Source organism: Arsenicicoccus sp. oral taxon 190 (genome assembly GCF_001189535.1).
Lineage (GTDB): Bacteria > Actinomycetota > Actinomycetes > Actinomycetales > Dermatophilaceae > Arsenicicoccus.
Genome location: NZ_CP012070.1, coordinates 507475 through 527413 on the forward strand (window position 1 = coordinate 507475; position 19939 = coordinate 527413).

Annotated in this window: 21 protein-coding genes; 8 read left to right on the top strand and 13 right to left on the bottom strand. The window is 73.3% G+C overall.

What is annotated here, in order from left to right; genetic code table 11:
• From ADJ73_RS02390 to ADJ73_RS02400, 3 genes are read right to left on the bottom strand one after another with little or no spacing between them, the layout of a single operon-like run.
• Positions 1-741 (bottom strand): dienelactone hydrolase family protein, encoded by a 741-nt coding sequence (locus tag ADJ73_RS02390; protein WP_050346940.1) that lies wholly within the window; start codon positions 739-741, stop codon positions 1-3.
• Between the two features lie 53 nt (positions 742-794).
• The gene (locus tag ADJ73_RS02395) at positions 795-1676 is read right to left on the bottom strand and encodes an HpcH/HpaI aldolase/citrate lyase family protein (RefSeq protein WP_050346941.1); all 882 of its coding nucleotides are present in this window, start codon (positions 1674-1676) and stop codon (positions 795-797) included.
• A 6-nt stretch (positions 1677-1682) separates the two neighbouring features.
• A complete protein-coding gene (locus ADJ73_RS02400; protein ID WP_050346942.1) occupies positions 1683-2774 on the bottom strand; it encodes an HpcH/HpaI aldolase/citrate lyase family protein in 1092 nt (363 codons plus the stop codon).
• Positions 2775-2927: 153 nt separating this feature from the next.
• Here ADJ73_RS02400 and ADJ73_RS02405 point away from each other — a divergent pair, with 153 nt between their 5' ends.
• Both ADJ73_RS02405 and ADJ73_RS02410 read left to right on the top strand, forming a co-directional pair.
• A complete protein-coding gene (locus ADJ73_RS02405; RefSeq protein ID WP_050346943.1) occupies positions 2928-3668 on the top strand; it encodes a DsbA family protein in 741 nt (246 codons plus the stop codon).
• Between the two features lie 9 nt (positions 3669-3677).
• On the top strand, positions 3678-4499 hold the full coding sequence (locus tag ADJ73_RS02410; protein WP_050346944.1) for a cytochrome c biogenesis CcdA family protein: 822 nt from the start codon (positions 3678-3680) through the stop codon (positions 4497-4499).
• A 40-nt stretch (positions 4500-4539) separates the two neighbouring features.
• Here the strand turns inward: ADJ73_RS02410 and ADJ73_RS02415 are convergent, their stop codons facing one another.
• A complete protein-coding gene (locus ADJ73_RS02415; protein ID WP_172669688.1) occupies positions 4540-5394 on the bottom strand; it encodes a LytR C-terminal domain-containing protein in 855 nt (284 codons plus the stop codon).
• A 208-nt stretch (positions 5395-5602) separates the two neighbouring features.
• On the opposite strand from ADJ73_RS02415, the gene ADJ73_RS02420 reads away from it, so the two are divergent.
• Positions 5603-6565 carry a hypothetical protein gene (locus ADJ73_RS02420; RefSeq protein ID WP_082176682.1) on the top strand — a complete coding sequence of 321 codons (963 nt, stop codon included), beginning with the start codon at positions 5603-5605 and terminating at the stop codon, positions 6563-6565.
• Positions 6562-7029, top strand: coding sequence for an SRPBCC family protein (locus ADJ73_RS02425; RefSeq protein ID WP_050346946.1), 468 nt, complete (start codon positions 6562-6564; stop codon positions 7027-7029). Before ADJ73_RS02420 ends, ADJ73_RS02425 begins: the two co-directional genes overlap by 4 nt.
• A gap of 136 nt (positions 7030-7165) precedes the next feature.
• On the opposite strand, the gene ADJ73_RS02430 is transcribed toward ADJ73_RS02425, so the two are convergent.
• From ADJ73_RS02430 to ADJ73_RS02440, 3 genes are read right to left on the bottom strand one after another with little or no spacing between them, the layout of a single operon-like run.
• Complete coding sequence (locus tag ADJ73_RS02430; RefSeq protein ID WP_050346947.1) at positions 7166-7642, bottom strand: hypothetical protein; 477 nt, start codon at positions 7640-7642, stop codon at positions 7166-7168.
• 37 nt (positions 7643-7679) lie between these two features.
• Positions 7680-8327, bottom strand: a complete 648-nt coding sequence (locus ADJ73_RS02435) for a histidine phosphatase family protein (RefSeq protein WP_050349205.1) — start codon at positions 8325-8327, stop codon at positions 7680-7682.
• A gap of 29 nt (positions 8328-8356) precedes the next feature.
• On the bottom strand, positions 8357-9580 hold the full coding sequence (locus tag ADJ73_RS02440) for a helix-turn-helix domain-containing protein (RefSeq protein ID WP_172669689.1): 1224 nt from the start codon (positions 9578-9580) through the stop codon (positions 8357-8359).
• Positions 9581-9830: 250 nt separating this feature from the next.
• On the opposite strand from ADJ73_RS02440, the gene ADJ73_RS02445 reads away from it, so the two are divergent.
• The 3 genes from ADJ73_RS02445 to ADJ73_RS02455 are packed head-to-tail and all read left to right on the top strand — an operon-like array spanning position 9831 to position 12083.
• The gene (locus ADJ73_RS02445; protein WP_050346949.1) at positions 9831-10541 is read left to right on the top strand and encodes an AzlC family ABC transporter permease; all 711 of its coding nucleotides are present in this window, start codon (positions 9831-9833) and stop codon (positions 10539-10541) included.
• Positions 10538-10849 carry an AzlD domain-containing protein gene (locus ADJ73_RS02450; RefSeq protein ID WP_050346950.1) on the top strand — a complete coding sequence of 104 codons (312 nt, stop codon included), beginning with the start codon at positions 10538-10540 and terminating at the stop codon, positions 10847-10849. The genes ADJ73_RS02445 and ADJ73_RS02450 overlap by 4 nt, the downstream gene beginning before the upstream one ends.
• Positions 10850-10856: 7 nt before the next feature.
• Complete coding sequence (locus ADJ73_RS02455) at positions 10857-12083, top strand: MFS transporter (protein WP_050346951.1); 1227 nt, start codon at positions 10857-10859, stop codon at positions 12081-12083.
• A 44-nt stretch (positions 12084-12127) separates the two neighbouring features.
• Here the strand turns inward: ADJ73_RS02455 and ADJ73_RS02460 are convergent, their stop codons facing one another.
• Positions 12128-12763, bottom strand: a complete 636-nt coding sequence (locus tag ADJ73_RS02460) for a hypothetical protein (protein WP_156188075.1) — start codon at positions 12761-12763, stop codon at positions 12128-12130.
• 4 nt (positions 12764-12767) lie between these two features.
• Positions 12768-13919 (bottom strand): toxic anion resistance protein, encoded by a 1152-nt coding sequence (locus ADJ73_RS02465; RefSeq protein WP_050346953.1) that lies wholly within the window; start codon positions 13917-13919, stop codon positions 12768-12770.
• Between the two features lie 168 nt (positions 13920-14087).
• On the opposite strand from ADJ73_RS02465, the gene acs reads away from it, so the two are divergent.
• On the top strand, positions 14088-16049 hold the full coding sequence (gene acs / locus ADJ73_RS02470) for an acetate--CoA ligase (RefSeq protein WP_050346954.1): 1962 nt from the start codon (positions 14088-14090) through the stop codon (positions 16047-16049).
• A 4-nt stretch (positions 16050-16053) separates the two neighbouring features.
• Here the strand turns inward: acs and ADJ73_RS02475 are convergent, their stop codons facing one another.
• The 4 genes from ADJ73_RS02475 to ADJ73_RS02490 all read right to left on the bottom strand — a co-directional run bounded on the left by ADJ73_RS02475 (position 16054) and on the right by ADJ73_RS02490 (position 19905).
• Positions 16054-17604 carry a hypothetical protein gene (locus ADJ73_RS02475; protein ID WP_156188076.1) on the bottom strand — a complete coding sequence of 517 codons (1551 nt, stop codon included), beginning with the start codon at positions 17602-17604 and terminating at the stop codon, positions 16054-16056.
• A gap of 51 nt (positions 17605-17655) precedes the next feature.
• On the bottom strand, positions 17656-18222 hold the full coding sequence (locus tag ADJ73_RS02480) for a glycerophosphodiester phosphodiesterase family protein (protein WP_156188077.1): 567 nt from the start codon (positions 18220-18222) through the stop codon (positions 17656-17658).
• 48 nt (positions 18223-18270) lie between these two features.
• Positions 18271-19518, bottom strand: coding sequence for an IS256 family transposase (locus ADJ73_RS02485; protein WP_050346957.1), 1248 nt, complete (start codon positions 19516-19518; stop codon positions 18271-18273).
• Positions 19519-19602: 84 nt separating this feature from the next.
• Positions 19603-19905: a glycerophosphodiester phosphodiesterase gene (locus tag ADJ73_RS02490; RefSeq protein WP_082177104.1), complete on the bottom strand. Its 303-nt coding sequence runs from the start codon at positions 19903-19905 to the stop codon at positions 19603-19605.
• Between the last annotated feature and the right edge of the window lie 34 nt (positions 19906-19939).

Here is a 19939-nt window from a genome sequence, read left to right on the forward strand (position 1 = left end):
TCAGGCCTCGTCGAAGACCTGCAGCAGCGCCTCCCAGTGCCGCGCGGTGGCGCCCTCGTCGTAGGCCGGGAGGTCGCTCATCGTGAACCCGTGCGCCGCGGGGTAGATCTCGCCCTCGTAGTCGCAGTCCGCCTCCTCCGCGGCCAGCCGCAGCCGCTCGATGTCGTCCCGGGTCATGGACGCGTCCTCGTCGGCGAACCCGAAGTACAGCCTCGCCTCGACGTCGGGCAGCAGCAGGTGCGGGCTGTCCGGCCGGTCGGTCACGAGCCGCCCCGCGTGGAAGCCGCACACCACCGCGACGTCGTCCGGGCACTGCGCGGCCAGACGCAGCCCGAGCCCGCCGCCCATGCAGTAGCCGACCACCCGGACGTCCTCCTCCGTCGCACCCGGCAGCTCCGACAGCTGCGTCAGGTAGGCCGGCCCGTCCACCCGCCAGAGGTCGGGCGTCAGGCTCGTCAGCAGCCGGTCGATGACCGCGCGCCGCTCCTGCTCGCGCCCCGGAGACAGCAGCCGTATGTCGAACAGGGGTTGCCGGCCGGCCCGGTAGTAGACGTTGGGCGCGAGCACCAGGTAGCCGTCGTCGGCCAGGCGCTCCGCCATCTCGCGGAGGCGGGGGCGCAGCCCGATGGCGTCCATGATCATCAGCACCGGCGGGTGCGGTCCGTCCTCGGCGGGGCGGGCGAGATATGCGTCGCACACCCCGTCGGGCATGGGCAGGTCGAGCTGCTCGAACATGGCCATGCGGACACCCTGTCACGGGCTGCCCCCCGCGGCACCTCCGCGGCGCCTCCGCGCTAGGTGGCGTCGGCCTCCAGAGCGGTGATGGCCTCGTGCATCGTCAGGACGCGCTGGGCGGACTCGACGTGGAGGTTCTCGATCATCTTGCCGTTGTAGGTCACGACGCCGGAGCCCTGGCCGTCCTCCCAGGCCCGTAGGATGCCGCGGGCGTCCTCGACGGCCTGCTCGGAGGGGGCGAAGGCCTCGTTGGCCCCCGCGACCTGACCCGGGTGGATCAGCGTCTTGCCGTCGAAGCCCAGCTGCCGGCCCTGGGTGCACTCGGCGAGGAAGCCGTCGGTGTCCTTCACGTCGTTGTAGACGCCGTCGAGGATCGCCTTGCCGGCCGCGCGGGCGCCCAGCAGGGCCAGCCCGAGCCCGGCGAGGAGCGGCTGGCGGCCGGGCACGTGCTCGGCATACAGCTCCTTGACCAGGTCGTTGGTCCCCATCACGAGCACGCTGAGCCGCTCGGACGCGGAGGCGATCTCCTCGACGCGCAGCATCGCGCCCGGGGTCTCGACCATGGCCCACAGGGTGGTCCGCTCGGGCGCACCGGCTGCCTCCATCGCGGCCACGAGCGTGCGCACCTCGTCGGCCGAGCCGACCTTGGGCACCACGATCGCGTCGGGCCCGGCCGCGGCAGCGGCGCGCAGGTCCTCGTCGTGCCAGGGCGTGCCGATGCCGTTGATCCGGATCGTCAGCTCGCGACGGCCGTAGTCCCCCGACCGCACCGCGGCGCACGCGGCCTCGCGTGCCGCCCCCTTGGCGTCGGGCGCGACGGCGTCCTCGAGGTCGAGGATCAGCGCGTCGCACCGGATCGTCCTGGCCTTCTCTAGCGCGCGGGCGTTGGACGAGGGCATGTAGAGGACCGAGCGGCGGGGGCGGAAGGTGGTGTCAGACATCGTCGCTCACTCCCCGCTCGTCGAGGCGGCGCGGGCGTCGGCATACGCGCTCCGGAGATCGGGGTCGATTGCGGCGAGCTGCTCGGCCAGCTCGACCAGGACCAGGCACTGCTTGAGCGACGCGTCGTCCTCCATCTTGCCGTCGACCATCACCGCGCCGGTGCCATCGCCCATGGCCTCCTTGACCTGGTAGGCGTGGGCGATGTCCTCGACGGACGGGCTGAAGACGCGCTTGGCGATGTCGATCTGCTTGGGGTGCAGGGTCCAGGTGCCCACGCACCCGAGCAGGAAGGCGTTGCGGAACTGGTCCTCGCAGGCCACGACGTCGGTGATGTCCCCGAACGGCCCGTAGTAGGCGTAGATGCCGTGCATCGCGCACGCGTCGACCATGCGCGCGATCGTGTAGTGCCACAGGTCCTGCTGGTAGGTCGAGCGGTCGGCGTCGATCTGCGAGGTGCCGTCGGCGCCGCGGGGCGGGTCCTGCCGCACGAGGTAACCGGGGTGGCCGCCCCCGACGCGGGTGGTCTTCATGCGGCGGTCGGCGGCCAGGTCGGCGGGGCCGAGGGAGATGCCCTGCATGCGCGGGGAGGCGCCGGCGATCTCCTCGACGTTGCCCATGCCGCGGGCGGTCTCGAGGATCGCGTGGACGAGGATCGGGCGCTGCAGCCCGGCCTTGGCCTCGAGCTGGGCGAGGAGCCGGTCGACGTAGTGGATGTCCTCGGCGCCCTGCACCTTGGGGATCATCACGACGTCGAGCTGATGCCCGATCTCGGTGACCAGCGTCGTCACGTCGTCGAGGAACCAGGGCGAGTCGAGGGCGTTGAGCCGCGTCCACAGCTGGGTGGGCCCGAAGTCGGTCGCCCGGGCGATGTCGACCAGTCCCTGGCGGGCGGCCTCCTTGTTGTCCGCCTTGATGGCGTCCTCGAGGTTGCCGAGGAGGACGTCGACCTGGCCGACCATGGCCGGGACCTTGGCCGCCATCTTGGCGTTGCTCGGGTCGAAGAAGTGGATCGCCCGCGACGGTCGGGCCGGGATCTCCCGCAGGGGGGCCGGGGCACCCACGGCGAGGGGGGCGAAGAAGTCCTTGGCGCTGCGCATGACGCGGACGCTAGCAGCGAGGACCGACATGCCGGTATGACGGGCGCCACTGCCCGCCGTGCGCCCGACCCGCGCGCCGGTGCGGGCCGGCCGAGGGCCTGTCGGCGCCACCGCCTATCCTGTGGACTGCCATCGACCGGGGAGGCTCCAGACATGTCCAGCGCGTCCACGCGCAGCCGCGAGGTCACGGTGCTCGCCGTGCTGCTCGCGGTGGCCGTCGTCATCATCGGGATGCTGCTGATGCGCCCGCCGGCCGCGGCGCCGGGCGCCGGCGCGACGGCGACCGCACCCTCGTCGGGTGCGCCGTCGACCGGCACTCCCGCCACGCCAGGCAAGGTCAAGGACACCGCCCGCCGGCAGCCCGGCGACCCCATGGCCCTCGGCCGGGTCGACGCGCCGGTCGTGATGGTGGAGTACGCCGACTACGCCTGCCCCTTCTGCGCGAAGTTCGCGGTCGAGACCCAGCCCGAGCTGGTGCGACGCTACGTCGACCGCGGGGTCCTGCGGATCGAGTGGCACGACCTGGTGATCTTCGGGGAGAAGTCGCAGCGGGCCGCGCAGGCCGCCCGCGCCGCCGCGCAGCAGGGGCGGTTCTGGCAGTTCCACGACGCGCTCTTCCGGGCGTCCCCGACCTCGGGCCACCCCGACCTCACCGACGACAGGCTGCTCGGGTTCGCCCGCGAGGCCGGGGTCCCGGACCTGCCGCGCTACCAGCGCGACCTGGCCTCCGGCGCCGTCGCCGAGGCGGTGAGCGCGGAGACGCAGGTGGCCCAGCAGCTCGGTGCGTCCAGCACCCCGGTCTTCGTCATCAACGGCACCCCGGTGGTCGGCGCGCAGCCGCTGGAGGCCTTCGTCCAGGTCATCGACCGGGCGGCCGCCGCAGCGCAGCGGTGAGCCCCGCCCGTGGGTGACGTCGGGCTCCTCGGGGCACTGCTCGGCGGGGTGCTGTCCCTGGTGAGCCCCTGCTCGGCGCTGCTGCTCCCCTCCTTCTTCGCCCTGGCCTTCGAGCAGCCGCTGGTGCTGCTGCGCCGGGTCGCGGCGTTCTACCTGGGCCTCGTGCTGGTGCTCGCCCCGCTCGGCGCGGGGGTCGGCGCCGTGGGGTCGCTGCTCACGGTCCACCGCACCACCGCCACGCGGGTCGGCGGGCTGGTGGTCATCGCCCTCGGCGTCGTCCTGGCGCTGGGTGGCGGCTTCGAGCTCGGGGCGGCGCAGCGCGCCAAGGGGCGGTTGCGGCTCGGGTCCGCCCTGTCCGTGGTGGCGCTCGGCGCGGTCTACGGCCTGTCCGGCTTCTGCTCCGGGCCGCTGCTGGGGTCGATCCTGACGATCTCGCTGGCGGGCGGGTCGGCGGCATACGGCGCGGTGCTCATGGCCACCTATGCGGCCGGCATGACGCTCCCCCTCGCCCTGCTCGCCCTGCTGTGGGACCGCGCGGGGCTGCGCGACCGGCGGTGGCTGCGGGGTCGGCCGATCACCGTCGGGCCGCTGCGCACCCACACCACCAGCCTGCTGACCGGCGCGGTGTTCGTCGGGATCGGCCTGCTCTTCCTGCTGAGCGACGGCACGACCACGCTGCCTGCCCTCACCGACACCGGCACCCAGCTGGCGTGGCAGACCCGCATCCAGACCTGGCAGGCCCAGGTCGGGGACCTGGGCCTGCTGCTGGCGCTCGTGGTGGCCGCGATCGTCGTGCTCGCGGTGCGGGTGCTGCGACGCCGCGAGGGCTGAGCGCGCCGCTGGCGCGGCGGCCCGGGTGGCCCGGGACGGGTCAGTCGCCGCAGGGGCGCGACACCGTGGGCACGACCTTCGGCGGCTCCGGCGGCACGACCGGGACCTGGTCGCGCGGCGTCAGCCCCTTCCACTTCATCCCGAGCAGGAGGTCGACGGAGGCGTCGGTCCGGTCGTCCAGCTGCAGCGTGGCGCCCGGGACGTGCTGCTGCACGAGCTTGGCGTTGAGCTCGCCGTTCTCGCCGTAGCGGATGACCGCGACGTCGGTGACCCAGGTCTTCTTCGGGTCCGCGGACACCCCGCCGCGGCGGAAGCCGCGCGCCGTCATCTCGGCCATGGTGTTGGTGGCGAGGTTCTCGTAGTAGGTGGTGTTGTAGACGTTGAGCAGCACCTGGGAGGGCCGGGCCGGGGGCCGCGGCGGACGCGGCGCCAGCCCCGAGAAGTCGGTGCCCACCACGACGTCGACGCTGGTGTCCCAGCGGTCCGGCAGCTCCACCATGCGCGCACCGGGCACCTGCTGCTGGATGAGCAGTGCCTGGTCCAGCCCGCGCGGCCCGTAGCGGATCTCCCCGGCGGGGGTCACCGCCCGCAGCGCCTGGTCGTTGCCCAGCTGCCCGAGGCGGAAGCCGCGCTTGCCCAGCTCCTTGTGGATGGGACCGGCCGCGCCGTCCTTGCCGCTGGCGTTGAGCACGTTGGTGACGAAGGCGGTCCGGGCCGGCGCCGCGACGACGGTCGGCGAGCAGACGGCCTTCGGCGGGCGGTCGAGCCACCCCATGCCGGCGGCGCTGCCCACGCCCGCGGTCCCGATGAGGACGGCCGGGAAGGTGACGAACACGGTCACCCGGCGGCGCCGCCGACGACGCAGCGTGTCGGCCTCTGAGAGTGATGCAGGCATGCCGTGAACCCCCCGGATTCGCTCGCGGCCCGACATCACTCTCGGTGACGAAGCGGGCCTGTGGATTGACGCCAACGATGTGGCAGTACCAGTGTGAGACGCCCCCGCCGGTGGCACGCCGCGAGCGACCGCCGCGTGATCAACTCGTGTCCAAGTCGTCACCATCCGGCCGCCGGACCGCCCCCGGAGGCCCACCAGGGAGGTCCCCGTGAGCCAGCCGAGACCCGCCTTCGGGCGCCCGCTGCTCCCCGGTCAGCGCAGCGTCGTCCGCCTGCACGACGTCGTCACCGGCACCCGCCAGATCCTGCTGGAGAGCACGGAACTCGTGCTCGAGGCGCCCACCTTCACCCCCGACGGACGCCACCTGGTCCTCAACGCTGCCGGCCGGCTGCGGGTGCTCGAGCTGACCCCCGACCTGCGCGCCGCCGGGCCGCTGCGGGAGGTCGACACCGACCCCATCGCCCAGGTCAACAACGACCACCTCGTCAGCCCTGACGGGGCCAGCCACCTGCTCACCGCGGACGGCCGGGTCTACCGGGTGCCGTGGCACGGGGGCCGACCACGCTGCGTGACACCCGACCCGGGAGCCGAGCCCGTCCGCTACTACCTGCACGGGCAGAGCGGCGATGGCCGCACCCTCGCCCTGACGGTCCTCACCGGCCGGCTGGGCAGCGGCGACGTCATACGGACCAACGTCGCGCTCCTGACCGAGGGAGAGGTGACGGTGCTGACCGACACCGAGGCCTGCGACGGTCCCGAGCTCGGCCCGGGCGGCCCCGGGGAGCCGCACGACGCCTGGCTGTGGTTCAACAGCGAGCTGCGGGCGCAGGTCCCGGGGCACTCGCAGATCTACCGCATGCGGCCCGACGGCACGCAGCTGCAGCAGATCACCTTCGACGAGCGGGTCAGCTGGTTCCCCCACCCCTCCCCCGACGGGAGGTGGCTGCTCTCGCTCGCCTACGAGCCCGGCGTCGAGCAGCACCCGCCCAACCTCCCGGCGCAGCTGCGGCTGATCGACCTGTCCGACCCGCGCCTCGGCAGGCCGCAGCTGCCGGTGCGGGTGCTGGCCGACGTCTTCGGCGGCCAGGGAGCGACCAACGTCAACGGCTGGGCCCCCGACTCGCGCCACGTCGCGTATGTCGACTACCCGATGGGTAAGGGTCCGTCATGACCGATGACAAGAAGATCACCGTCCAGCGGACCATCGACGCCCCGGCCAAGGACATCTTCGACGGCCTGACCCTGCCGTCCCGGCACGCCGAGATCGACGGGTCCGGCTTCGTGCGCAGCGACTCCAAGGCCGACCGGATCACCGGCACCGGCCAGGTCTTCACGATGAACATGACCGGCGACCACATGGGCGGCGACTACCAGACCGACAACCACGTCACCGCCTACCTCGACCACAAGATGGTCGGCTGGCAGACCGCGCCGGCCGGCACCGAGCCCAAGGGCTGGGAGTGGCTGTGGGAGCTGGAGGCCCAGGGCGCCGACTCCACCCTGGTCACGCTCACCTACGACTGGAGCAAGGTCACCGACAAGGCGCTGCTGCAGAAGGTGTCCTTCCCGCTGGTCTCCAAGGAGCAGCTGGAGGACTCCCTCGATCGGCTGGCCGGCGCCGTCTCCGGCAGCTGACCGACCCTCCCCACGACGCCGTCGGGGCCGTCACCCTCACCGGGTGACGGCCCCGACCGTGTGCGGGTGCCCGGGGATCGGGGGCCGAGCACGTCTGGTCGTCGTGGTCTGGTCGTCGTGGACTGGTCGTCGTGCTCTAGTCGTCGTGGCTGACCACGCGCGTGACCTGGAAGGGCATCCCCTGCTGACAGGTCGTGGCGACCCCCCGGGCGTCACGGCCCTCGACGGTCACGTGGTCGCCCACCTTGAGGCCCCCGCCGAGCGGCTGCAGCACCTCCCGGCCGTCGGCGGACGTGAGCACCAGGCACCCGGCCTCGACCCCGGCGCTCACGGTGCCGGTGACCGTGCGCAGGGGGGCGGGCTTGCCGCTGTCGCTGACGTCGTGGCTGGGGACGAGGGGCGAGGTCATGGTGCCTCCAGGGGTGGTGGGCTGGGCCGGGCCGGTCGGCGACGCGCCCGGGCTGGTGGTGGCACTGGTGGCGGGACTCTGGCCGGCGGCGGTGCCGGGTGAGCTGGTCGTGGGCTGAGCGGGGCCGGTGCCCCCGCAGCCGGCGAGCGCGAGGGCCAGCAGGACCGAGCCCAGAGCGGCGGCGGTCGGGCGCGTGATGGTCATGCCCGTATGACGCGCCGCCGGCCCGCGGTGTTCCGGCTCACGCGGTGGGGCCGTCGGCCGCGACATCGCCCGGCTCCTCCCCGCCCACGGGCTCGTCCTCCCACAGCAGGCAGCGCCACCCCTGCTCCGGGTGGCCGTCGAGCATGACCACACCGGTGTTGCTGATGAGGCGGTCGGCGAGGAACTCCCCGGTGAGGTTGTCGCAGCGCATCGCCGTCCAGAGCCGCAGGACGGCGCCGTGGCTCACCACGACCGCGCACTCGGCACCCGACGCGGCCACCTGCTCGATGGCGGCGTCGAACCGCGCGAGGACGTCGTGGCCGGTCTCGGCGCCGGGCATCCCCGCGTCGAGCTCGCCGCGGGCCCAGGCGAAGAGGACGTCGAGGTAGGTGCGGATGGCCAGCCGGTCGCCGCGCATCTCGACGTCGCCGGCGCTGATCTCCCGCAGCCCCCCGACCTCGGTCGGCTCGAGGGACAGGGCGGCCGCCAGCGGGGCCGCGGTCTGGTGGGTCCGCACCAGGTCGGAGACGTAGATGGCGTCGATCGGGTGGTCGGCGAGCGCCTCGACGACGGCGGCCGCCTGCTCGTGGCCGCGCTCGGTGAGGTCGGCCCCGGGGACCGCGGTGTCGAGGAGGCCGTCGACGTTGGACGTGGTCTGACCGTGTCGCAGCAGGATGAGGCGCATGACCTGCACGCTAGCGCCTCGCGTAGGCCTCAGGCGCGCGTGACCTCGTCGTGCAGCTGCCACGCTTGGCGGGCTGCCGGCTCGTCGCCCTCCAGGGTGAGCTGGCGGGCCGCGGCCAGCGCATCCGTCGTCGCCTCGTCGCGGTGGCCGGCCGCGGCGTGCGCCTCCGCCCGGGCCAGCCGTAGCCGCCCCTCGGCGAGGTCGGTCAGGTCGGTCAGCCGGAAGGCGTCGTCGAGCACGGTCACGGCCTGCTCGGCGCGATCGCTCTGGACGTGCCACTGCGCCTCGGTGCGGGCCAGGTCGGCGAGCTCCTCGGTGGTGCCGAGCCGCGCGAGGTGCTGGCGGCCGACGGCGAAGAGCTCGACCAGGTCCTCGTCGACGTGGTGGCGCACGCGCTGCAGCACCGTCGCCGACAGGAACCTCGCCCAGTTGCGGTGGTCGACGTCGGGGTTGAGCTGCTCGGACGCGCGCCGGTGCCAGGCCAGGCCGGCGTCCGTGTCGCCGGCGTTGAAGGCCTCGTTGCCGATGGTCCAGGCCACCAGACCGGCGAGGTGGCACGGTCCCAGCCGGTGGTGCAGCGTCTCCAGCTCGGCGACCAGGCCGTCGGCCGGCATGGTGCGGGTCGCGAGCGCCGCGATGACGGCCTCGGCCCGCAGCCCCGGGTCGCCGAGGTCCTGGGTGGCGGCCAGGGCCGCGTGCGCGTGGTGGGTGGCGGCGGTGCGGTCGACGGCCCGCCGGTGGGTGCGGCTGGCGGTGGTGTGGGCCTCCGCGAGGAGCGAGGGATGGGACTGCACCCACGGGTGGGTGGTCAGCGCGGTGGCGGTGCGGGCGGCTGCGGCATACGCCCCCATGCTCACCAGGGCCCGGACCTCGGCGAGCGACATCGCCCACCAGACCTCCGGGCGGTCCTGCCGCAGCGCCAGGTCGGCGGTCTGACGTGCCAGCGCGGCGACGTCCGCGTCGTCGGAGGTGGACCGCGCCCGCGTCACCCCCGACACGAGGGCGGCGAGGTCCGCGGTAGACACGACCGTCGCATGCTCCTCGTGCCGCGGTCGCCCCCAGTCGCCGCCGGCGAGGTAGCCGCGGGGCAGGTCCAACCGCCGCTCGAAGGTCGCCGTGACCCGAGCGCTCGGCTCCCGGCGGCCGGCCTCCAGGTGGGAGACATAGCTCACCGTGAACTCGTCACCGCCCAGGTCCGCCTGCGAGAGCCCTGCCTCCAGGCGAGCCTGGCGCAGTCGCGCGGCGAAGCTCATGTCCTCACTCTCGACCATCACGGCTCCCCCCGCCACATCGACGCACCGAGACCATTGTGTCAACCTAGTTGACAGTGATATCAAGTGTAGTGCCCGCGTGTCGGTTCGTTGAGGGGCGAGCAGGCACGCGTGGCTTCTCTCAGGGGCCCGCCCGGCCCCGTGCCCGCAGGGGAGCACGGGACCGGGCGGGCCGTCTCCGCGTCGTGGACCGCGTCGTGGGCCGCCCTGCGCTCGTGCGATCCTGGGCATCATGCCCAGTCTCACCCCCGCCACCCGGATGGGTCTGTCGATCGCGGCCGCGACCGGGCTTTATGGGCTCTCCTTCGGCGCCCTCGGCGTCGGCGCGGGGCTGGACGTGTGGCAGACCTGCCTGCTGTCGCTGCTGATGTTCACCGGGGGCTCGCAGTTCGGCTTCATCGGGGTCGTGGGAGCCGGCGGCGCCCCCGTGACGGCGTTGTCGACGGCCGCCCTGCTCGGGATCCGCAACGCGCTCTACGGCATACAGATGAACGCCCTGCTGCGGCCCTCCTGGCCGCTGCGCCCGCTGCAGGCCCAGGTGACCATCGACGAGTCCACGGCCACGGCCGTGGCGCAGGAGACGCCCGAGGAGGAGCGCCGGGGCTTCTGGACCGCGGGGGTCGGGATCTACCTGCTGTGGAACCTCTTCACCCTCGCCGGAGCGTTGCTCGGCGACGCCATCGGCGACCCCAAGACCTACGGGCTCGACGGCGCCGCCGTGGCCGGCTTCCTGGGGCTGCTCTGGCCCCGCCTGCGCCGCCGCGAGGGGCAGGCGGTGGCCGTCGTGTGCGCGCTGGCGACGGTCCTGGTCACCCCGAGCCTGCCGAGCGGCATCCCGATCATCGTCGCCGCCGTCGTGGCGCTGCTGCTGGCCCTGGTGCGGCGCCCGCCGCGCCCCGGCCACCCGTCCCCGGACCCCGAGTCGGCAGGAGGCCCGGCATGACCCTGACCAGCGCGATCCTGCTCGCAGCCCTCGTCTGCTACCTGACCAAGCTGTCCGGCTACCTCGTGCCGAGCCACCACCTCGAGCACCCGCTGGTGGCGCGGGTCTCATCCACCATGACGGTCGGGCTGCTGGCCGCGCTCGTGGCCGCCAACGCCTTCGTGACCGGCCGCACCGTGGTGGTCGACGCCCGCCTCGGCTCCCTGGTCGTCGCCGGCATCGCGCTGCTGCTCCGGCTCCCCTTCATCGTCGTCGTGGTGCTCGGCGCCCTCGCGGCCGCGCTGCTGCGCCTCCTCGGGCTGGGGTGAGCTGCCGGTGACGTCGTTCAGCGACACCTACGGGTCGCTCTTCCGGGTGCCGGGGGCGCGCAGGTTCATGCTGTCGGGCTACCTCGCCCGCTTCGGCGGCGCCATGATGGGGGTCAGCATCATCGCGATGCTCTCGGCCCGACGCGGGTCCTACGGCCTCGCGGGGGCGATCTCGGCGGTGGGTCTCATCGGTATGGCGCTCGCCGGCCCCTTGATCGGTCGCCTCATCGACCGCCGTGGCCAGCGACGCGTGGCGCTGCCCCTGGCCCTGGTCTCCGTCGCGGTGCTGAGCGGCCTGCTGGTGGCGACCTGGCGCGGCGCCCCCGCCTGGCTGCTGGTCGTCGGGGCGCTCGGCAACGCCGTGATGCCGCAGGTCGGCACCCTCGTCCGGTCCCGCTGGGCGCACCTGCTCGCGGGTGACCCACGGGCCCTGCACACCGCCAACTCCTTCGAGCAGGTGGCCGAGGAGTCCTGCTTCATGCTCGGCCCGGCCCTCGGCGGCGCGCTCGCCACGATGGTCTTCCCCGAGGCCGGTCTGCTGCTCGCCGTCACGCTGTATGCCGTCGGCACCGTCGGCCTCACCCTGCAGACCGCCACGGAGCCGCCGGTCCACGAGGCCGGGGAGCACCACACCGGGCGCGCCTGGCGGGCGCCGGGTCTGCTCGTGCTCGCCGTCACGCTGGCCCTGACCGGCGCGATCTTCGGGTCCATGGACGTCGTCGCGCTGGCCTTCGCCGAGGAGCACCACGCCAAGGAGCTCGGCGGTGTGGCGCTCGGCTGCTTCGCCGGCGGGTCCCTGGTCGGGGCGCTGCTCTACGGCGCGATCCCGGTCACCGGCGCCATCGCCCGTCGGCTGCGGTGGGGCACCCTCGCGATGTTCCTGCTGCTGCTGCCGGTGCTGGCCGTGGACCACGTGTGGACCTTCGCCGCCGTCGTGCTGGTCGCCGGGTCCGCCATCGCCCCCACCCTCATCACCTCGACGATGCTGGCCCAGCGGCTGGTCCCGCCGTCGCAGATCAACGAGGGCATGACGATCGTGATGACCGGGATGCTGCTCGGCGTCTCCTCCGGGTCCTTCCTCGGCGGCGCGGCGGTCGAGGCGTGGGGCGCCTCGGAGGCCTTCGCCGTGCCGGTCGGGGCCGGTGCCGTCGCCTTCGGCCTGGCGCTGGTCTTCGGCGGGCGCGTCATACGGGGTGAGCAGCGCGCCCTGGAGCGGTGGGCCGCCCCGGCCTGACTCGCTGGCCCGCCTGACTCGCCTGGCCCCGGTGAGCCGGACGCTCAGTCCAGCCGCGACTCGTGGAACTTCTCCTCGAGGAACCGGCCCTGGTCGACCAGGGTCTGCGCGTCCCCCGCGTAGATGGCGCTCTGCACCGTGCCCAGCCGCTGCTCGAGCACCTGCATCTGGTGCACCAGCTCCTGGGCCGGGGTTCGGCCGTCCGCCAGGGTGGTCTCGCGGGCGTAGGACGAGGGGAGGTTGAGGTAGGCCTGCAGCGACGTCGGCAGGTAGTCCCGGATGGTGCGGTCCACGACGTGCAGGTCGTCCGGGGAGGTCGCCAGCTGCTCCGCCCGCTGCAGGATGTCCCGCAGCACCGCGACCACGCGGTGGAAGGCCAGATAGCCCTCCTCCGGGAGCCGGTTGGACACCTTGTCGGTCTGGTCGACGAGCCGCTGCAGCTCGGTGCGCAGCTCCATGATCAGCTGCTGGGTGCCCTGGGTGCCGGTGACCAGCCCGCGCCGTCGCCGGACCCCCGGGGCGACGGCGGCGCCGACGGCATACGCCCCCACCACGGCGGCGGGCCACCAGCCACCCGCGAGATCGGTGGGCACCGTGACGGCCGCCGCGCCGAGCCCGAGGACCGATCCGACGATGTTCTTGGTGGACGCGAGATAGCGCGTCACAGGGTTGCCAGCCACGAGGTCAGCCTAGCGGCGGGGCCTGGCCGAGCGAGCGCCGCGCCGCTTCCTCCGCCTCGGCCCCGCGCTGGTGGGCGGCGGCGGTGTCGTCCAGCGCGGCATACACCTCGCCGAAGGCCTGCTTGAGCCGGCCGATCCCGCCGGCCTCCCCGGACCCGGCGGTGCCGGCCACCCGGCCCGCGGCATCCTCCAGCATCCCGGTCGACGAGCGGTCCATCCCCTGGATCCGGTCCAGCACCAGCCGCTGGCCGCGCAGCGCGTCGGACACGACGACGGCGGTGCGCAACGCCGCCAGCGTCGTGCTCGCCGCCCGGTCGATGCCCGCCACGAGCAGCTCGTTGTTGGACCGCACGATGTCCAGCGCCAGGTAGCCCTGGGTGCAGACAGCGATGTGGGTCAGCAGGTCCTGGTGCTTCTGACGGGCGGCACGCTGCACCCGGTCCCGCAGCGCCGCCACCTGCTCCGGGGCCGCCACCTGCGCCAGGGCCCGCTCCAGCTGGTCGTCGATGGCGCCGGCCAGCAGGGAGTACTCCTGCAGCTGGCCCATCAGCCGCCACAGGTTGGCCTTCTCCCCCGCGATCGCGGCGTTGTCCTTGCGCAGCTCGTCCTGGTCGGTGCGCAGCGCGAGGATGAGCAGGTTGATGCGGTCCTGGCTGGCGTAGTAGCGCTCGAAGTAGTCGGCGACCCGGTCGCCCATCGGGACGAGCCCCAGCAGCTTGCGCGCCGGCTTGTCCAGGTCGGCCGGGTCCAGGGCCTCCACCTCGCGCCGCAGCTGCACCAGCTGCTCGGACGCCGCCTGCTCCGGGCCGCCCTGACGGCGCCCCACCGACGCGGCGCGGGCCTGCCGGTCCAGCATCCGCCGCGAGAGCTGCGCGGACGCCGCCACCTCGGCGTCCCCCATCGTCGTGATGTCCCGGACCCGGGCGTCGAGCGCCGGGGAGTGCGGGTCCAGAGCGAGCACGTCCCGCACGAAGGCCCCGGCGTTGCGGCGCAGCGCCTCCGCCGTCGCCGGGTCCACGGCAGGACCGGCCGGCGCCTGGGCGGCGGCGGGCTGGGAGGTGGCGGACTGGGAGGCGGTGGCGGGCGGCATACGGCCTGCGGTCGCGGCGCCCTCCCCCTCGGGAGGGGTGAGCGGGGTCAGGTCGAGCGACGACATGCCACCTCCAACGACGCGACCGCTGCGGCCGCCAACGGGACCCTCGCATCGTGTCACACCCGCACCGCCGCCGACCGACGCGCAGCGACCACTGGGCGACCTCGCCTGGCAGGCGGCCGGGGGCCCGGGATATGAAGGAGGTCACCACCGTCTCGAGGAGGAGCGACCGTGTCCGAGCAGGAGACCGCCCAGCAGGGCAGCGCCACGCACGACCACCAGCAGTTCCCGCCGGACCCGGCCTTCGCCGAGCAGGCCGTCGGGCGGGCCGAGCTCTTCGAGCAGGCGGAGGCGGACCACGAGGGGTTCTGGGCGGAGCAGGCCCGCCGCTACGTGACGTGGAGCAAGGACTTCACGCAGGTGCTGGACTGGAGCGACGCCCCCTTCGCGCGGTGGTTCGCCGACGGCGAGCTCAACGTCGCCCACAACTGCGTCGACCGCCACGTCGAGGCCGGCAATGGCGACCGCGTCGCCCTCCACTTCGAGGGCGCCGAGGGCGACACGCAGACGATCACGTATGCCGACCTGCAACGGCGCGTGTCCCAGGCCGCCAACGCGCTCACCGAGCTGGGCGTGGCGAAGGGCGACCGGGTGGCGATCTACCTGCCGATGATCCCCGAGGCGATCGTCGCGATGCTGGCGTGCGCCCGCCTCGGCGCGCCCCACTCGGTGATCTTCGGCGGGTTCAGCGCCGACGCGATCCGCTCCCGGGTGGCCGACGCCGAGGCGCGCGTCGTCATCACCGCGGACGGGCAGCATCGCAAGGGCAAGGTCGCGCCGCTGAAGGCCGCCGTCGACCAGGCCGTCTCCGGGGACGACTCCCCCGTCGAGCACGTCGTCGTGGTGCGCCGCACCGGGGCGGACGTCGAGTGGTCCGAGCGCGACGTGTGGTGGCACGACCTCGTGGACCGGCAGAGCGACCAGCACGAGGCGCAGCCGATGCCCGCGGAGCACCCGCTCTACATCCTCTACACCTCCGGCACGACCGGGAAGCCCAAGGGCATCCTGCACACCTCGGGGGGCTACCTGACGCAGGCGGCCTACACCAACGCGATCGTGCACGACGTGCACCCCGAGACCGACGTCTACTGGTGCACCGCCGACATCGGCTGGGTCACCGGGCACTCCTACCTCGTCTACGGCCCGCTCGCCAACGGCGCGACCCAGGTCGTCTACGAGGGCACCCCCGACCACCCGCACCAGGGCCGCTGGTGGGAGATCGTGCAGAAGTACGGCGTCACCATCCTCTACACCGCGCCGACCGCGATCCGCACCTGCATGAAGTGGGGCGCCGAGATCCCCGCGAGGTATGACCTGTCCTCGCTGCGGGTGCTCGGGTCGGTGGGCGAGCCCATCAACCCCGAGGCGTGGCTGTGGTACCGCAAGAACATCGGCGGCGACCGCTGCCCCATCGTGGACACCTGGTGGCAGACCGAGACCGGCGGCATCATGATCAGCCCGCTGCCGGGGGTCACCTCGCTCGAGCCGGGCTCCGCGCAGCGCCCGATCCCGGGCATCAGCGCCGAGATCCTCGACGACGCCGGCGAGCCCTTCACCGAGGCCGAGAAGGTCGGCTACCTGGTGCTCACCAAGCCGTGGCCGTCGATGCTGCGCGGCATCTGGGGCGACCCGGAGCGCTACAAGGACACCTACTGGAGCAGGTTCGGCGACAAGTACTACTTCGCCGGGGACGGCGCGAAGTACGACGCCGACGGCAACATCTGGCTGCTCGGCCGCGTCGACGACGTCATGAACGTCTCGGGCCACCGGCTCTCCACCGCGGAGATCGAGTCGGCGCTGGTCTCCCACCCGTCGGTGGCCGAGGCCGCCGTCGTCGGGGCCGCGGACGACATGACCGGCCAGGCGGTGTGCGCCTTCGTGATCCTGCGGGAGGGCGCCGAGCAGACCGACTCCACCGTGGAGGAGCTGCGGGCCCACGTCGCGCAGGAGATCAGCCCGATCGCCAAGCCCAAGTCGGTGATGATCGTGTCCGAGCTGCCCAAGACGCGCTCCGGCAAGATCATGCGGCGCCTGCTCAAGGACGTCGCCGAGGGCCGGGAGATCGGCGACGCCACCACCTTGACCGATGCGTCCGTCATGGACTTCATCAAGCAGGGTATGGCGCAGCGCTGACCACCTAGCCGGCTCGGTGCTGGCGGGGGTCCACCGCCAGCACCGGGCCGGGCACCCGCTCGACGGTGTCGCTGGTGGTGTCCCACCGCAGCAGCACCGGCGAACGCTCGGTCTGCTCGCTCGTGACCTGCACCAGGACCCGCTGGTCGTCCTCCCACGCGAGGATTGTGGCGGTCGGCGAGCGCAGCGCCAGGTTGTCGCCGCGATAGGTGGTGACGGCGCCGGTCTTCACGTCGCGGATGCTGGGCAGCGGCCCCGGCTGCACCACCCGCGAGCCGTCGGGGCTCGTGACCTGCACCTGCTCGGCGCACTCCCGTCCCCGGCGGCCGAGGTCGCTGACCGGTACCCGGTGAAGACACTGGTCGCCGGCGTCGGCGCGCAGCAGGTGGCCGGGGTCGTAGAGGTCCGCGGCGAGGGCGGTGGTCACGGGGACGTCCACCGGTTGCGGCGCCCGGCCCGGCTGCCACAGCAGGTGCCGCTGCCGCGACTGGCTGTGGTCCACGGTGACGCTGCCATCCGCACCGGTCGTGGGGGTGGTGCTCTCCGGCAGCGGGGTCACCAGCAGCACCCCCGTCGTGACCCAGGCCACCACGCTCGTGCCGCCCGGCACGCCCTGCTGGGCGACCTCGCGGCCCGAGCCGGTGTCGATGACCCGCAGGCGCAGGCCCTGGCCGGCGCCCTCCGGCCCCGACGGGGCGTCGACGAAGGCCAGGCGGCTGCCGTCGGGGCTGCCCGCGAGCCCCAGCACGTCCCCGGACCTGACCCGCCCCGGGGGCGACTCCCCGCGCCACCACCAGATCTGCGGGGCCAGACCCCCGGGCTGGTCCGCCGACCCGGGCTCGATCAGCAGCACCACGCCGCCGTCCGGCCCGAGGGGCATCACCCCCGTCTGAGCCGGGCCGAACGGCCCCAGCGCACCAAGCATCGCCGTCCCGGACGCGCGGACCAGCCGGACCCGCCGACCCGCCTGCTCCAGCCGGGGCAGCACCGAGGTAGCACGCCCCGCCGCGGTGTCCAGCGCCGCGCGGTAGGCGCGGCCCACGTCCACCTGGCCGTCGGGGCCCAGGCTCTCGCTCGGGGTCGGGGCGGCACCCGTCGAAGGGGCACTCGTCGAGGAGTCCGTCGGTGACGGCGCGGGCGTCCCCTGGATCCGGGCCACACCGTCGACGGCCAGCCACCCGGCGCCGGCGAGGACGACGGTGACCGCGCCGAGCGCCAACCACCGCTGACGGCGGGCGGCCGACATACGGTCTCGTAGGTGGTCGGGGGTGACCGGGCAGGAGCCGTCGACGGCGCGGGTGCGGGCCTGCGCCCAGATGGTGCGCAGCTCGTCGGCACCGGGGACGGGCAGGTCCTCGTCCCGGCACCAGCGCGCCAGCAACCTCGTCGTCGTCGCGCGGACCTGCTGCTCGTCGGGCAGCCGAGGCCCTCGGGCCAACCGGGCCAGCACGTCGGCCGTCGCGTCCGTCGCGACCTCAGGGGGCAGCACGGCCGTGGCGCAGCGCCACACGACCGGCCCGGCCTCCGCGACCAGCGCCTCCAGGTCCTCGACCACGAGCACCACCTCGATCCAGGTTCGTCCCGTCCTCGAGACGCGTCCCGTCGATCACAGGTTGCCCGACAGCTCCCGCCGACGCGCGGTGGACACCCGGACCGCGCCGCCGGGCATGGGCGCCCAGTCCCCGCGCGCCACGAGCACCTCGCGCAGCAGGTCCGGGCGGTCGGAGATGACGCCGTCCACGCCGAGGCTGTAGAGCCGGTCCATCACCACCGGGTCGTTGCAGGTCCAGGTGATGACGCGCACCCCCACCGAGTGGGCGAGGTGGACGACCTCCTCGACGAAGACCGGGACCCGACCCAGGTGGATCGGCACGTGCGCGAACGGCGCCGCCCCGATCCACTGCGGCACGGGGATCCCCATGCGCGAGCAGCCGATCAGCGTCGTCAGCGAGCGCCAGCCGAGGGACGTGGCGACGCCGGGGGCACCCTCCCGCACCCGCCGCAACCAGCCGTCCCACGCGCCTGCCACGCACACGCGCTCGCGGTAACGGCGGATCCGCAGCAGCTGGACCAGCGGCTCCAGCGCCACCTCGTCCTTGAGGTCGACGGAGAAGCAGGCCTCCGGGAACGCCTCCAGCGCCTCCGCCAGGGTCGGCACCTGCTCCTGGGTCAAGTCCGCTGGGGTGGTGTATGAGGTTGATCCCTCGGTTGGGCGTGTCGGTCAGGCCGTGAGGGCCTGAAGTTCGAGGTCGGTGCTCACCTCCTCGGCGTGCTGGGTGTCGACGGCTTGGGCGCGGGCGAGGACGTCGAGTCCGAGGTAGCGGCGGCCTTCGGCCCACTCGTCGTGTTGCTCGGCCAGGACGGCGCCGACGAGCCGGATGATGGATGCGCGGTCGGGGAAGATCCCGACCACGTCGGTGCGTCGGCGGATCTCGCGGTTGAGCCGTTCGTTGGGGTTGTTCGACCAGATCTGACGCCAGACCTCCTTTGGGAACGGCGTGAACGCGAGGATGTCGGCACGAGCGTCCTGGAGATGTTCGGCGACGGCGGGAAGCTTCTCGGCCAGGGCGTCGACGACACGGTCGAACTGGGCGTGGACGGCGTCGGTGTCGGGCTGGTCGTAGATCGAGTGCAGCAACGCCTTGACCCATGGCCAGGACGACTTTGGGGTCGCGGACATCAGGTTCGCTGCGTAGTGGGTGCGGCAGCGCTGCCAGGCAGCGCCCGGGATGGTCGCGGCGATCGCGTTCACGAGCCCGGCGTGCGCGTCGGACGTGACGAGCTTGACGCCGGCCAGGCCGCGGGCTGTGAGGTCGCGGAAGAACGCGAGCCAGCCGGCGCCGTCCTCGCTGGTGGTGACCTGCACGCCGAGGATCTCGCGGTGCCCATCAGCGTTCACGCCGGTGGCTACCAGCACGTGCACCGGCACCACCCGCCCACCTTCGCGGACCTTGAGCACGAGCGCGTCGGCGGCGACGAAGGTGAACGGCCCGGCCTCTTCGAGCCGACGGGTGCGGAACTGCTCGACCTGCTCGTCGAGCTCCTTGGCCATCACCGAGACCTGGGACTTCGACAACCCGGTGATGCCGAGGGTCGCCACCAGCTTGTCCATCCGCCGGGTCGAGACCCCGAGCAGGTAGCAGGTCGCCACCACACTGGTCAGTGCTCGTTCGGCACGCTTCCTGCGTTCGAGCAGCCACTCCGGATACAGGCTTCCCTGGCGGAGCTTGGGCACTGCGACGTCGAGAGTCCCGACCCGGGTGTCGAGGTCGCGGTGGCGGTAGCCGTTGCGGGAGTTGACCCGCTCCGGGCTCCGCTCGTTGTAGCCGGCGCCGCACACCGCGTCGGCCTGGGCGGAGAGCAGTGCGTTGACGAACGTGGTGAGCAGCTCCCGCATCAGATCAGGGCTCGCCTGGGACAGCTGCTCGTCGAGGAAGCGGGCAGGGTCGATACTGGGTACAGCGGTCATCGTTGTGGTTCCTTCTTCGAGTCGGTTTTCGCAGATCACTCGAAGGATCCACCCGGTGGCCGCGCCTACGTTGGAGGCACGCGCTCACTCAGGTCCGTCGTACACCACTCTGCTGGACTTCACTTGCTCCTGGCCGCAGACGCGCAGCCGCCGCACCTGCTCCAGCGTCCGCGCCGCCACCGGGCCGGTGCCGTCTGTCACCCGGTCCAGCGTCTCGTCGTGGAAGCACACCAGGTGCCGGTCGGCCGTCAGCCGCACGTCGGACTCCAGGTAGCGCACGCCGAGCGCCACCGAACGCTCGAACGCCGCGAGGGTGTTCTCCGGTGCGAGCTGGGCACCACCGCGGTGGGCCAGCGCGAGGGGACCGGGGCCGTCGCCATACGCCATGAACCCATGGTCACCCGCCGGACCGGCCCGGACG

Bases quoted from the DNA above. Each gene is read 5' to 3' on its own strand.
- ADJ73_RS02390 (WP_050346940.1), bottom strand. From the start codon at position 741: ATGGCCATGTTCGAGCAGCTCGACCTGCCCATGCCCGACGGGGTGTGC.
- ADJ73_RS02395 (WP_050346941.1), bottom strand. From the start codon at position 1,676: ATGTCTGACACCACCTTCCGCCCCCGCCGCTCGGTCCTCTACATGCCC.
- ADJ73_RS02400 (WP_050346942.1), bottom strand. From the start codon at position 2,774: ATGCGCAGCGCCAAGGACTTCTTCGCCCCCCTCGCCGTGGGTGCCCCG.
- ADJ73_RS02405 (WP_050346943.1), top strand. From the start codon at position 2,928: ATGTCCAGCGCGTCCACGCGCAGCCGCGAGGTCACGGTGCTCGCCGTG.
- ADJ73_RS02415 (WP_172669688.1), bottom strand. From the start codon at position 5,394: ATGCCTGCATCACTCTCAGAGGCCGACACGCTGCGTCGTCGGCGGCGC.
- ADJ73_RS02425 (WP_050346946.1), top strand. From the start codon at position 6,562: ATGACCGATGACAAGAAGATCACCGTCCAGCGGACCATCGACGCCCCG.
- ADJ73_RS02430 (WP_050346947.1), bottom strand. From the start codon at position 7,642: ATGACCATCACGCGCCCGACCGCCGCCGCTCTGGGCTCGGTCCTGCTG.
- ADJ73_RS02435 (WP_050349205.1), bottom strand. From the start codon at position 8,327: ATGCGCCTCATCCTGCTGCGACACGGTCAGACCACGTCCAACGTCGAC.
- ADJ73_RS02440 (WP_172669689.1), bottom strand. From the start codon at position 9,580: ATGAGCTTCGCCGCGCGACTGCGCCAGGCTCGCCTGGAGGCAGGGCTC.
- ADJ73_RS02445 (WP_050346949.1), top strand. From the start codon at position 9,831: ATGCCCAGTCTCACCCCCGCCACCCGGATGGGTCTGTCGATCGCGGCC.
- ADJ73_RS02450 (WP_050346950.1), top strand. From the start codon at position 10,538: ATGACCCTGACCAGCGCGATCCTGCTCGCAGCCCTCGTCTGCTACCTG.
- ADJ73_RS02465 (WP_050346953.1), bottom strand. From the start codon at position 13,919: ATGTCGTCGCTCGACCTGACCCCGCTCACCCCTCCCGAGGGGGAGGGC.
- ADJ73_RS02485 (WP_050346957.1), bottom strand. From the start codon at position 19,518: ATGACCGCTGTACCCAGTATCGACCCTGCCCGCTTCCTCGACGAGCAG.
- ADJ73_RS02490 (WP_082177104.1), bottom strand. From the start codon at position 19,905: ATGGCGTATGGCGACGGCCCCGGTCCCCTCGCGCTGGCCCACCGCGGT.